The organism is Phenylobacterium conjunctum, from assembly GCF_042679085.1.
Classification (GTDB): domain Bacteria; phylum Pseudomonadota; class Alphaproteobacteria; order Caulobacterales; family Caulobacteraceae; genus Phenylobacterium; species Phenylobacterium conjunctum.
On record NZ_JBHTLQ010000011.1, the window covers coordinates 81,204 to 92,795 of the forward strand.

Consider the following 11,592-nt stretch of genomic DNA (forward strand, 5'->3'; position numbering starts at 1 on the left):
GGAGAGACAAAGATGGATTTCAGCTTCACCGAAGAACAGTCGATGCTCCGCGACACGGTCGCGAGCTATCTGGCCGACAACTATGACTTCGATAAGCGCCGCGCGGCCCTGAAGTCCGCGCCGCACTGGCGCCCGGACGTCTGGAAGGCCTTCGCCGAGGAACTCGGCATCCTGGGCGCGCCCTTCTCGGAAGAACTGGGCGGCCTGGGCGGCGGCTACACCGAGAACATGGTGGTCATGGAAGAACTGGGTAAGTCCCTCGTGGTCGAGCCCTACCTCCAGACCGTCGTGATCGGCGGCGGCTTCCTGAAGCACTCCGGCTATGCCGGCGCCTCGGACGTGATCGGCAAGATCATCGCCGGCGACGCCATCCTGGCCTTCGCCTACGCCGAACCGCAGGCCCGCTACACCTGGCAGGACCTGAAGACCACGGCCAAGAAGGACGGCTCGGGCTATGTGATCAACGGCCACAAGGCCGTGGTGATCGGCGCGCCCTACGCCACCCACCTGATCGTCACCGCCCGCACCGGCGGCGGCCAGCGCGACGCCCAGGGCGTGTCGGTGTTCCTGGTGGAAAAGGGCGCCAAGGGCGTCACCACCCGTGACTACCCGACCGTCGACGGCTTCCTGGCCTCGGAAGTCTATTTCGAGAACGTGTCGGTGGGCGCTGACGCCCTGATCGGCGCCGAGGGCCAGTCCCTGGCCCTGGTCGAGAAGGTGCTGGACGAGGCGGTCGCCGCCACCTGCGCCGAGGCCTGCGGCGTGCTGCGCAAGCTGCATGAAGGCACCCTCGAGTACACCAAGCAGCGCAAGCAGTTCGGCGTGCCGATCTCGTCCTTCCAGGTGCTGCAGCACCGCATGGTGGACATGTTCATCCAGCTCGAGCAGTCGATCTCGATGACCTACATGGCCACGATCAAGCTGAACGAAACCGACGTCGAGCGCGCCAAGGCCGTCTCGGCCGCCAAGGTGCAGATCGGCAAGGCCTGCAAATTCGTCGGCCAGAACGCCATCCAGCTGCACGGCGGCATGGGCATGACCGACGAAATGGCCATCGGCCACTACTTCAAGCGCGCCACGATGATCGAAGGGGCCTTCGGCTCCACCGACCATCACCTGGCCCGCTACGAAGGCCTGTCCCTGGGCGCCGCCGCCTAAGGACAGCCGCCGTTCCGTTCGCGGAACGGGGCCTTCAGCTCCGGATCAGCCGGCTTCGCGACCTCGCGGGGCCGGCTTTTTCGTGTCCGAGGCCAAAGCGGAAAGCCGTTCAAGTTCAGATTCTTGAGGGATGCTCCGTGCGCTGAATTAATCCGTAAACGGATTTTTCTTGCGAAATTTCGCAATCGATCCAATGATTTGCGAAATCAGTGCAAGCCAAGGAGGCGCGGCATGACGATCTCGAAGATGGACCACGCGATCCTGTCGTTCGCGTTTCTGGGCAATCTGTCGCCGCCCGCCCGGCGGACCGACAAGCGCCCGCCCAAGGCGCCCAAGGACGACAAGCGCCGCGAGCGCTAGTCGACCCTTGCCCTGCGGGTTGGGAGGCGGCTAGGCCTTTGGCGACGCGGAGGGCGGGCATGGGCAAGGATGCGGCGACACGAGCGATCTTTCCCGATGGGCCGGACGAGGGCCGGCTGCAGTTCGAGGGCGACAAGCTGCTGTTCCGCGGCGCCCGCCGGGCGGTCTGGACCGGTGAGGCGCTAAAGGGGCTGAGGGCCGAGGGCGAGGACCTAGTGCTGGCCGACGGCGCGCGGTTCGCCCTAGGCGCCAAGGCCGCGGCAAGTTGGGCTCAGGCGATCCTCAATCCGAAGTCCCGGCTGGACAAGCTGGGCGTGAAGCCCGGCATGCGCGTGGCGGTGCTGGGCGTCGAGGACGCGGATCTGGCCCAGGAACTCGCCGACAAGGGCGCCGCGCCGGTGAATGCGCTGAGCGATCTCGACCTGTTGTTTTACGCCGCCGACAGCGCCGCTGAGCTGGCGCGGATCGGAGAGCTGGTCCCGGTCCTGGCCGAGCGTGGGGCGCTGTGGGTGGTGTCGCGCAAGGGCAAGGCCGCCACGGTGAAGGACGTCGAGGTGATGGCCGCGGCCAAGAGCTTCGGCCTGGTGGACAACAAGGTAGTGGGCTTTTCGCCGACGCTCACGGCGCTGAGGTTCACCCTGCGGCGGAATTAGCCGTTGCCGACCTCGGGGGAAGCAGGCTTAAGCGGCTCCCATGACCCTGCGCGATTTCGCCCTGATGGTGGTGGTCTGCCTGATCTGGGCGTCCAGCAACGTCGTTTCCAAGTATGTGGTGAGCCATCTGGGCGTGCCGCCGCTGTTCTTTGCCGGCGTCCGCTTCGTGCTGGTGGCGCTGGCGACTGCGCCTTGGCTGATGCCGGCGCCCAAGCCCCTGTGGCGCATTCTGGCGGTTGGCGTGCTGATGGGGGCGGGGAACTTCGCCCTGCTGTTCATCGGCCTGAAAACCGCCACGCCGTCCTCCGCCGCCATCGTCTCGCAGATCGGCGCGCCGCTGACCGCGGTGATGAGCTTCCTGATGCTGGGCGAGACCATGAACCGACGCCGCATCTTCGGGGTCAGCCTGACGGCCCTGGGGGTCATTCTGGTCATGTGGGATCCGCGCGGCTTCCACGCCTCCATGGGCCTCCTGTTCGTGCTGGCCGCCGCCTTCCTGGGTTCGCTGGGGGCGGTGATGATGAAGCAGATGGACGGGGTGAAGCCCCTGCAGTTCCAGGCCTGGGTGGGCTTTTCGTCGGCTGTGCCGCTGCTGATCGCCTCGGCCCTGTTCGAGCCTGGCGCCATTGAGCCGGCCGCCGCCGCGGGCTGGCGGTTCGCCGCGGCCGTGGGCTTTTCGGCCATTGTGGTCTCGGTGGCGGCCCACACCGCCTATTACGGCCTGATCCAGCGCTATGAGGCCAATCTCGTCTCGCCCCTGACCCTGATGACGCCGCTGTTCACCATCGGCATGGGCGTGCTGTTTATGCATGACCCCTTCGGCCCGCGGATGGCGCTGGGGACCATTGTCGCCCTGGCCGGAGTGCTGATCGTGGCCTTGAGGTTCAATCAGCTGGTCAGCCTGGTGCTCGCCATGCGGCCCCGGGCGCAATAGGCTCACCCCATGGAATTCATCGACGCGCCTTCGCCGAACTTCGACGACCGCAAGGTCCTGCCGGACACCATCGTCCTGCATTACACCGGCATGCAGAGCGGCGAGGCGGCGATCGAGCGCCTGCGCGATCCCGTGGCCAAGGTCAGCTCGCACTATGTGGTCGAGGAAGACGGCCGGATCTTCCGCCTGGTGCCGGAGGAGCGCCGGGCCTGGCATGCGGGCGTCTCGTCCTGGAAGGGCCAGACCGACATCAACAGCCGCTCCGTCGGCATCGAGATCGTCAATCCCGGCCACGAGTTCGGCTATCGCCCGTTCCCAGAGGCCCAGATCGTTTCGGTCATGGCCCTGGTCGCCGACATCCGCACCCGCTGGAGCGTGGAGAACGGCTGGATCGTCGGGCATTCCGACGTGGCGCCGGACCGTAAGGATGATCCCGGCGAGCTGTTCCCCTGGAAGCGGCTGGCCGAAGCCGGTCACGGGCTGTGGGCCGAGGCGGCCGCCGCCCCCGGCGCGCCGCTGGGCGAGGGGGAAGAGGGGGCCGGCGTCTTCGCCCTGCAGGCCGGCTTCACGCGGCTGGGCTATGACTGCGCGCCGTCCGGGGTGTTCGACGCCCACACCACCGCCGTCGTCACCGCCTTCCAGCGGCACTGGCGTCAGGAGAAGGTGGACGGGATCGCCGATGGCGAGACCCGGGCCCGGCTGATCGCCCTGTTGCGGGCCGGCGCTTGAGGCGCGACCTCTCCGCCCAGACCTTGCGGGCGGGGGAGTATCTGCTGCGTCCCCTGGCGGTCGCCGACGCCGGCGAGCTGCGGACCCTGTTCGGCGATCCCGAGGTCACCGAATTCATGGACATCGACCCGCTATCCAGCGAGGCCGAGGCCCTGGAGATCGTCAGCTGGGCCCGGGACCTGGCGGCGCGCGGGGATGGGCTGCGCTGGGGCGTGCGGCGGGAGGGTCGGCTGATCGGCACCTGCGGCTTCAACAAGATCGAGCTCGACCGGGGTCGGCGAGGGGAGATCGCCTATGACCTGGAGCGGGCCGCCTGGGGCCGCGGGGTGATGCGCCAGATCCTGCCGCACGTCATGGCCTTCGGGTATGGCGAGCTTGGCCTGCATCGGCTGGAGGCCATGGTGACATTGGGCAATCTGCGCTCAGCCAAGCTGCTCGAGCGACTAGGCTTTCGCCAGGAAGGCGTCCTGAGGGAGCACGGTTACTGGAAGGGGCGGTTCTGGGACCAGATGGTGTTCGGGCGTCTCGCGGATTGACCGCAGCGCGCTGGCGGACCATGTAGCCTCCGGAACCAGACGGCTGGGCGGTCGCGGACCCTTTGGGGTTCGAGGAAAGTCCGGGCTCCACGACGACATGGCGGCGGGTAACGCCCGCCGGGGGTGACCCTAGGGATAGCGCCACAGAGAGCAGACCGCCGGCCCTTCGGGACCGGTAAGGGTGAAAGGGTGCGGTAAGAGCGCACCGCGGACCCAGTAATGGGAACGGCATGGCAAGCCCCGCCAGGAGCAAGACCGAATAGGGACCTCGCGCCGGTTCGCCGGCAGGGCTGTCGTAGGCCTGAGAGGTCCGGGTAGGTCGCGAGAACCGTCCAGCAATGGACGGTCCAGAGGAATGATCGCCCATGCCCGTTCGCGGGCGGGACAGAACCCGGCTTACAGGCCGTCTGGTTTCCTCATTCCAGAAACGCCGCCCCAAATTGGGGAGTGAAGACCAGTCTAACGGGCCGGGGAAGCTTCTCCCCAACTTGTTCGCGAGTCCGGGGCGGCGGCGCCTTGTCCACAGCAGGTGCGGCGTCCCGTCGCTATATTTAATAAGTTCTCTGTATGTTCTGTGAATTGTTTACGCCCGTTAACCATAATTCCCCGCGACATCTTTGTTTCTGCGCGAAATAGTCATTCAGAGTCATTGTCTCCCAATTGGGGTCGTGTTAACCCAATTGTCGTTCCGCGAACCTGCGGGAGCCTGTTCGGGGGGCTCCTGTCCGGCCAGCGGATTGGCTGGAGCCCGCCGCCCGGGGCGGCTCCGAACTGGGGCGCGGCGGGATGTTCGTCTCGACGTTCGAAAAGCAGCTGGACTCCAAGAGGCGCATCGTCGTGCCGCAGGAGTTTCGCGCCCTGGCCTCTGGACCTTTCGACGGAATCTTCTGCTTTCCATGCATCGAGGCGGATTGCATCGAGGGTGGGGGTAAAAGCTTGTTCGACCGTTATGTGGGCCTGATCGAGGAGTTGGAGTTCGGCGACCCGCTGCGCTCGGCGCTCGAAACCTCGGTCCTGGGCGGTCTGGCCAAGATGAGCTTCGATCCGGCCGGCCGCGTCACCCTGCCGGAAACCCTGTGCGACATGTTCGGCCTGGCCGAGGGCGCGATGGTCACGGTGGTCGGCCTGGGCGACCGGTTCCAGATCTGGGAGCGCGAGGCGTTCCAGGCGCATCGCGCCGCCCAGCGCGAGATGGCCCGCGATGGCCTGGCCCAGATGCGCAACGCCCAGCGCGCGGCCCGCGCCGCCGGAGCCGGCGCATGAGCGAGGTCGCGGCCCCGCATGTCTCGGTCCTGCTGGGCGAGGTGATCCAGGCCCTGGAGCCCGGTCCCGGCAAGCACATCATCGACGGCACCTTCGGCGCGGGCGGCTACACCCGCGCCATTCTCGCGACCGGGGCCCAGGTGACAGCGTTCGATCGCGACCCCACCGCTCGCCGGTTCGCCGACGGGCTGGGCGACCGGTTCCGGCTGGTCGAGGCGCGGTTCTCCGAAATGGACGCCGAACTGGGCGAGGCCTCGGTCGACGGGGTGGCCCTGGACCTGGGCGTGTCGTCCATGCAGCTGGACGAGGCCGAGCGCGGCTTTTCCTTCATGCGCGACGGTCCGCTGGACATGCGGATGGGCGCCGATGGCCCCACCGCCGCTGACCTGGTCAACACCGCCGAGCCGGCTGAGCTGGCGCGGATCTTCTGGGTCTATGGCGAGGAGCGCCAGTCGCGCCGGATCGCAGCGGCCATCGCCCGGCGCCGGGCAGAGCAGCCGTTTTCCCGCACCCTGGACTTCGCCGATTTCGTCGAGCGGGTCATGGGCGGGCGTCGCGGGGCCAAGGTGCATCCGGCGACCCGGGTGTTCCAGGGGCTGCGGATCGCCGTCAACGAGGAGCTGTCCGAGCTCGAAGCCGGCCTGGCCGCCGCCGAGCGCGTGCTGAAGCCGGACGGCCGGCTGGCCGTGGTCACCTTCCATTCGCTGGAGGACCGGATCGTGAAGGCGTTCCTGACCCCTCGCGCGGGCCGCACGCCCGCCGGCTCCCGCTACCTGCCGCCGGCCGAGGCCTTCACCCCGCCCAGCTTCAAGCTCTTGTTCAACGGCGCCCAGGCGCCAAGCGACGCCGAGACCCGCGCCAACCCGCGCGCCCGCTCGGCCAAGCTGCGGGCCGCTGTGCGCACAGCCGCGCCGGCCTGGAAGGAGGCCGCATGAGCCTGCTCGAACGCCGCGTCCGGGGATTCCGGCTGGTCGACATCGTCGCCCTGGCCCTGCTGATCGCCCTGATCCTGTCCCTGTACCTGGCCAAGACCTTCGCCGGTAAGGAGCGGGCCGAGATCGCCCAGGTGGAGCGGCAGATCGAGGCCGAGCACGAGCGCATCCGCCTGCTGCAGGCCGAGGTCAGCCATCTGGAGCAGCCGTCGCGGATCGAGCGGTTGTCGAGCCAGTTCCTGGGCATGGCCCCGATCCCGGCCAAGCGCGAGACGACGCCCGAAGGCCTGGCGGATGTGGCGCGTCGGGGGCCGCAGTCATGAGCCTGACCCACCAAGGATTCTCCAATCCCGGCTGGCGCTGGTTGAAGGCCCGGCTCTGGGGCCTGGAGCACGCCTTCGAGCGCGCCAAGGCGCGCGGCAAGGCCGAGGATGACACGCGCATCCGCATCTTCTTCGTGCTGGCCCTGTTCGCCACCGCCTTCCTGACGCTGGCGGTGGGGGCGACGCGCATGGCCCTGTTCCCGGCCAATCGCGGCAGCGGCTATGCGGGCCCGGTCGGCGCGGCGCGGGCGGACCTGGTGGACCGCAACGGCGCCATGCTGGCCGCCGATCTGCTGCACTACGGTCTCTATGTCGATCCGCGCGAGATCTGGGACCTGAAGGAGACGCGTCAGAATCTGCATGCGGCCCTGCCGGACCTGCCGATCCAGCGGCTGGACAAGGCTCTGCGCTCGCCGCGGCGGACCTTCCTGGTGGGCTCGCTGACACCGGATGTCCGCGCCCGCATCCACGACCTGGGCCTGCCCGGCGTGACCTTCGAGCCGGAGAGCAAGCGGGTCTATCCGCTGGGGACCACGGCCGCCCACCTGATCGGCTTTTCCGACACCGGCGGCGAGGGCCTGGCCGGCGCCGAGCGGGCGCTGAACGATCCCATTCGCTACGTCGCGGCCAGCAAGGGCGCGGTGCCTCTGTCCATCGACCTGCGGGTCCAGGCGGCGCTGGAAGACGAACTCGCCAAGGGCGCGGCGACCTATGGCGTCAGGGGGGCGGTGGGGATCGTCACCAATGTCCACACCGGCGAAATCCTCGGCATCGCCAGCTATCCGACCTTCGATCCCAACCAGGCCGGCAAGTCGTCGCCTGACGCCCTGCTGAACCGCGCCGCGGCCTCCGTCTATGAGATGGGCTCGACCTTCAAGACCTTCACCATCGCCATGGGCCTGGACTCTGGGACCACCACCCTGTCCTCGACCTTCGATGCGCGCGCGCCCATGCACATCGGCGACCGGGTCATCCACGACTTCCATGCGACCGACAGCATCCTGTCGGTCCCCGACATCTTCATCCACTCGTCCAATATCGGCACCAGCGAGATCGCGCTGAAGGCCGGTCGGGACAATCTGGTCAAGTATTTCAAGGCCTTCGGGCTGATGCGGCCCGCCCCGATCGAATTGACCGAGAGCGCCCGGCCTATCGTGCCGCGCGATTGGAACACCGACACCATCGCCTCGGCCTCCTTCGGGCACGCCATTTCGGTGTCCCCCGTCATGCTGGCGGCGGGCATGGGATCGGTTCTGAACGGCGGGACCTACGTGCCGCTCACGATCCGCCCGATGAAGCCGGGCGCGCGTCCCAAGGGCGAGCGGGTGATCTCTGAAGAGACCTCTCGGGCCATGCTGGACCTGATGCGGATCAATGTCGTGCGCGGCTCGGGCGGCAAGGCCGACGCCGTGGGTCTGCGGGTCGGCGGCAAGACCGGCTCGGCCGAAAAGGCCATGGGCGGCCGTTATGTGCGCGACAAGCTGGTCTCGTCCTTCGCCGCCGTCTTCCCGACCGATGGCCCCCTGGAGGCCGACCGCTACTTCGTGCTGATCCTCTATGATGAGCCGAACGGCACCAAGGAGACCTTCGGCTTCCGCACCGGGGGCTGGAACGCCGCCCCGACCGCCGGGCGGGTGATTGACCGGATCGCGCCGTTCCTGGGCGTGAAGCGCCGCATCGACACCTTTGATGCCCACGCCAAGACCGAAAACACCGCGCTGTTGGCGCAGGACGAGCACTGATGGGCGTGAAGCTTTCGCAACTGGTGGCGCGCGACCTGGCGCAGGATTGCGAGATCACGGGCGTCACCGCCGACAGCCGCAAGGTGAAGCCGGGCTTCCTGTTCGCCGCCCTGCCGGGCGCGAAGGTCAACGGCCGCGACTTCGCCGGCAAGGCGGTCTCGGCCGGCGCTGCGGCGATCCTGGCCGCCGAGGACATGCCCGGCCTGGGCGTTCCGGTGATCGTGACCCCGGATCCGCGCCGGGCCTACGCCCTGGCCGCCGCCGCCTTCTGGGGCGCGCAGCCGCCGGTGGTGGTCGCTGTCACCGGCACCAACGGCAAGACTTCGGTCGCCGCCTTCTGCCGGCAGATCTTCAACGCCCTGGGCCGCCGGGCCGCGAGCATGGGCACGTTGGGCGTCCTCGCCACCGGCCCGGATGGCTGGCGCGAACAGATGACCCCGCCTGGCCTGACCACGCCGGACGCTGCTGACGTAGCCGAACTGTCGGCGAAGCTGGCGGCGGCGGGGGTGACCCACCTGGCCATGGAGGCCTCGTCCCACGGGATCGACCAGCGCCGCCTGGACGGCCTGACCCTGACGGCCGCGGGCTTCCTGAACCTGACCCAGGATCACCTGGACTATCACGGCACCATGGGCGCCTATCGCGCGGCCAAGCTGCGGCTGTTCGAGACCCTGACGCCGACCGGCGCGACGGCGGTACTGAACGCCGATTCCGACGCCTATGAAGCGTTTGCGGGCGCCGCGGTCACGGCCGGCCAGACGGTGATGAGCGTGGGCGAGGCGGGGCAGGGGCTGACCCTCCTGGCGCGGACCCCGACGCCGGGGGGCCAGGACCTGAAGATCGCCGCAGGGGGACAGACCTACGACGTCCACCTGCCGCTGGTCGGCGCCTATCAGGCCTCCAACGCCCTGGTGGCGGCGGGCCTGTGCATCGCCGCGGGCGAAGAGGCCGGCGCGGTGCTGAAGGCCTTGGAGACCCTCGAGGGCGCGCCGGGCCGGCTGCAGCGGGTCGGGACCTCGGCCAAGGGCGGCGAGGCCTATGTGGACTACGCCCACACCCCGGACGGACTGGAGACGGTGCTGAAGGCCCTGCGCCCGCACGTCACCGGCAAGCTGATCGTGGTGTTCGGCTGCGGCGGCGACCGCGACCGGACCAAGCGGCCGATCATGGGCCGCATCGCGGCCGACCTGGCCGACGTGGCCATCGTCACCGACGACAATCCGCGCACCGAGCTGCCGGCCGCGATCCGCGCCGAGGTGATGACCGGGGCTCGCGGCGCCAAGGAGATCGGCGACCGCCGCACGGCGATCCGGGCGGGCGTGGCGATGCTGGAGGCCGGCGACGTGCTGGTGGTGGCCGGCAAGGGTCACGAGCAATACCAGATCATCGGTGAGGTGACGCACCACTTCGATGACGTGGCGGAGACGGTTGAGGCGCTCGCGGAGGCTGGCCGTGGCTGAGCCCCTGTGGACCGCCGCCGAGATCGCCGCCGCCACCGGCGGGACCGTGCGCGGGGACTTCACCGCGGGCGGTGTCTCCATCGACACCCGCAGCATCGAGCCGGGCGACCTGTTCGTGGCCCTGGCCGGGGTGCGTGACGGCCATGAGTTCGTCGCCCAGGCCCTGGCGGCTGGGGCTTCGGGCGCCCTGATCTCGCAGGCCGTCGACGGACCGGGCGTCCTGGTCGCCGACACCTTCAAGGCGCTGGAGGCCTTGGGCGAGGCGGCCCGGGTTCGCGCGCCCCAGGCGCGGCGTGGCGCGGTGACCGGCTCGGTCGGCAAGACCAGCGTCACCCAGGCGATCCGGGCGGGGCTGGAGCGGGCCGGGCGCTCCCACTCCTCGGTCAAGAGCTACAACAACCATATCGGCGTGCCCCTGACGCTGGCCCGCATGCCCCGGGACACTGAGCGGGCGGTGTTCGAGATCGGCATGAACCACGCCGACGAGATCACCCCCCTGTCGCAGATGGTGCGGCCGCACGCGGTGGCGATCACCACCGTCGGCCCGGTCCATGTGGAGAACTTCCCGGACGGAGAGATCGGCGTGGCGCGGGCCAAGGCCGAGATCTTCACCGGCCTCGAGCCCGGCGGGATCGCCGTACTGAACGCCGACAATCCCTGGTTCGAGTTCCTGAAGGACGAGGCCCACAAGGCCGGCGCCCATGTGCGCAGCTTCGGCCGGGCCGAAGCCTGCGACGCCCAGCTGGTCGACTTCGAGCCCTATCCGGGCGGCGCGCGGGTCAAGGCGCGGCTGCACGGCAAGGCGCTGGACTTCACTCTGCTGCAGTCCGGCTTCCACTGGGGGCCCAACAGCATGGCCGTCCTGCTGATGCTGGAAGCCCTGGACGTGACGCTTGACGACAGCCTCGCCTCTCTGGGCGGCTTCCATCCGCTGGAGGGCCGGGGGGCGGAGCGCGAGATCGCCATCGCCGGCGGCGCCTTCACCCTGGTGGACGAAAGCTACAACGCCAATCCGGTCTCCATGCAGGCGGCCATCGCCACCCTGGGCGCGCGGGCGACCAAGGGCCGGCGGATCGTGGCCCTGACCGACATGCTGGAACTGGGCGCGGACAGCCCGCGCTATCACGCCGAACTGGCCGAGCCGCTGGCGGCCGCGGCGATCGACCGCGTCTACTGCGCCGGTCCGTACATGAAATCGCTCTGGGACGCGCTTCCGTCGACTCGGCGAGGCGGGTACGCCGATACAGCGGCGGAGCTGGCGCCGCAGGTGGCACGGGACGTAGAGCCCGGCGACCTGGTGATGGTCAAAGGGTCTAACGGCTCGAAGGCGGGCGCGGTCACGGCGGCGCTCAAGGCCCTCGACGTGCGTTCGGCGGGGGCGAGCGCATGATCCCGGTTCGCGGCTTTGAAGGAAAGACGGTGGCGGTGTTCGGCCTGGCCCGCACCGGCCTGGCCGCGGCCCGCGCCCTGCTGGCCCGCGGCGCCCAGGTCGCCCTGTGGGA

General features: G+C 69.1%; 13 protein-coding genes and 1 other RNA gene. All 14 read left to right on the top strand.

The window, feature by feature from the left end; translation table 11 throughout:
• The first annotated feature begins 12 nt into the window (after nt 1–12).
• On the top strand, nt 13–1,158 hold the full coding sequence (locus tag ACFQ27_RS07040) for an acyl-CoA dehydrogenase family protein (RefSeq protein WP_374344893.1): 1,146 nt from the start codon (nt 13–15) through the stop codon (nt 1,156–1,158).
• 231 nt (nt 1,159–1,389) lie between these two features.
• On the top strand, nt 1,390–1,518 hold the full coding sequence (locus ACFQ27_RS07045; RefSeq protein WP_374344892.1) for a hypothetical protein: 129 nt from the start codon (nt 1,390–1,392) through the stop codon (nt 1,516–1,518).
• 59 nt (nt 1,519–1,577) lie between these two features.
• Nucleotides 1,578–2,171, top strand: a complete 594-nt coding sequence (locus tag ACFQ27_RS07050) for a DUF3052 domain-containing protein (protein ID WP_377353101.1) — start codon at nt 1,578–1,580, stop codon at nt 2,169–2,171.
• Between the two features lie 40 nt (nt 2,172–2,211).
• Complete coding sequence (locus ACFQ27_RS07055) at nt 2,212–3,105, top strand: DMT family transporter (RefSeq protein WP_377353103.1); 894 nt, start codon at nt 2,212–2,214, stop codon at nt 3,103–3,105.
• Between the two features lie 9 nt (nt 3,106–3,114).
• On the top strand, nt 3,115–3,834 hold the full coding sequence (locus ACFQ27_RS07060) for a peptidoglycan recognition protein family protein (RefSeq protein ID WP_374344888.1): 720 nt from the start codon (nt 3,115–3,117) through the stop codon (nt 3,832–3,834).
• On the top strand, nt 3,831–4,370 hold the full coding sequence (locus ACFQ27_RS07065) for a GNAT family N-acetyltransferase (protein WP_377353105.1): 540 nt from the start codon (nt 3,831–3,833) through the stop codon (nt 4,368–4,370). Before ACFQ27_RS07060 ends, ACFQ27_RS07065 begins: the two co-directional genes overlap by 4 nt.
• Before the next feature lie 35 nt (nt 4,371–4,405).
• Nucleotides 4,406–4,785, top strand: an RNA gene (gene rnpB / locus ACFQ27_RS07070) — RNase P RNA component class A.
• A gap of 371 nt (nt 4,786–5,156) precedes the next feature.
• Nucleotides 5,157–5,633, top strand: coding sequence for a division/cell wall cluster transcriptional repressor MraZ (locus ACFQ27_RS07075; RefSeq protein ID WP_374344886.1), 477 nt, complete (start codon nt 5,157–5,159; stop codon nt 5,631–5,633).
• Nucleotides 5,630–6,568, top strand: coding sequence for a 16S rRNA (cytosine(1402)-N(4))-methyltransferase RsmH (gene rsmH, locus ACFQ27_RS07080; RefSeq protein ID WP_377353106.1), 939 nt, complete (start codon nt 5,630–5,632; stop codon nt 6,566–6,568). Before ACFQ27_RS07075 ends, rsmH begins: the two co-directional genes overlap by 4 nt.
• Nucleotides 6,565–6,888 carry a cell division protein FtsL gene (ftsL, locus tag ACFQ27_RS07085; protein ID WP_374344884.1) on the top strand — a complete coding sequence of 108 codons (324 nt, stop codon included), beginning with the start codon at nt 6,565–6,567 and terminating at the stop codon, nt 6,886–6,888. The genes rsmH and ftsL overlap by 4 nt, the downstream gene beginning before the upstream one ends.
• Entirely contained in the window at nt 6,885–8,630 is a 1,746-nt protein-coding gene (locus ACFQ27_RS07090; protein WP_377353107.1) for a peptidoglycan D,D-transpeptidase FtsI family protein, read from the top strand. Before ftsL ends, ACFQ27_RS07090 begins: the two co-directional genes overlap by 4 nt.
• The gene (locus ACFQ27_RS07095; protein ID WP_377353108.1) at nt 8,630–10,090 is read left to right on the top strand and encodes a UDP-N-acetylmuramoyl-L-alanyl-D-glutamate--2,6-diaminopimelate ligase; all 1,461 of its coding nucleotides are present in this window, start codon (nt 8,630–8,632) and stop codon (nt 10,088–10,090) included. Before ACFQ27_RS07090 ends, ACFQ27_RS07095 begins: the two co-directional genes overlap by 1 nt.
• Nucleotides 10,083–11,480, top strand: coding sequence for a UDP-N-acetylmuramoyl-tripeptide--D-alanyl-D-alanine ligase (locus tag ACFQ27_RS07100; protein WP_377353109.1), 1,398 nt, complete (start codon nt 10,083–10,085; stop codon nt 11,478–11,480). The genes ACFQ27_RS07095 and ACFQ27_RS07100 overlap by 8 nt, the downstream gene beginning before the upstream one ends.
• On the top strand, nt 11,477–11,592 hold a 116-nt coding region (locus ACFQ27_RS07105), incomplete at its 3' end, for a hypothetical protein (RefSeq protein WP_377353111.1). The genes ACFQ27_RS07100 and ACFQ27_RS07105, both read left to right, overlap by 4 nt.

Bases quoted from the DNA above. Each gene is read 5' to 3' on its own strand.
- ACFQ27_RS07040 (WP_374344893.1), top strand. From the start codon at position 13: ATGGATTTCAGCTTCACCGAAGAACAGTCGATGCTCCGCGACACGGTC.
- ACFQ27_RS07045 (WP_374344892.1), top strand. From the start codon at position 1,390: ATGACGATCTCGAAGATGGACCACGCGATCCTGTCGTTCGCGTTTCTG.
- ACFQ27_RS07050 (WP_377353101.1), top strand. From the start codon at position 1,578: ATGGGCAAGGATGCGGCGACACGAGCGATCTTTCCCGATGGGCCGGAC.
- ACFQ27_RS07055 (WP_377353103.1), top strand. From the start codon at position 2,212: ATGACCCTGCGCGATTTCGCCCTGATGGTGGTGGTCTGCCTGATCTGG.
- ACFQ27_RS07060 (WP_374344888.1), top strand. From the start codon at position 3,115: ATGGAATTCATCGACGCGCCTTCGCCGAACTTCGACGACCGCAAGGTC.
- ACFQ27_RS07075 (WP_374344886.1), top strand. From the start codon at position 5,157: ATGTTCGTCTCGACGTTCGAAAAGCAGCTGGACTCCAAGAGGCGCATC.
- rsmH (WP_377353106.1), top strand. From the start codon at position 5,630: ATGAGCGAGGTCGCGGCCCCGCATGTCTCGGTCCTGCTGGGCGAGGTG.
- ftsL (WP_374344884.1), top strand. From the start codon at position 6,565: ATGAGCCTGCTCGAACGCCGCGTCCGGGGATTCCGGCTGGTCGACATC.
- ACFQ27_RS07090 (WP_377353107.1), top strand. From the start codon at position 6,885: ATGAGCCTGACCCACCAAGGATTCTCCAATCCCGGCTGGCGCTGGTTG.
- ACFQ27_RS07095 (WP_377353108.1), top strand. From the start codon at position 8,630: ATGGGCGTGAAGCTTTCGCAACTGGTGGCGCGCGACCTGGCGCAGGAT.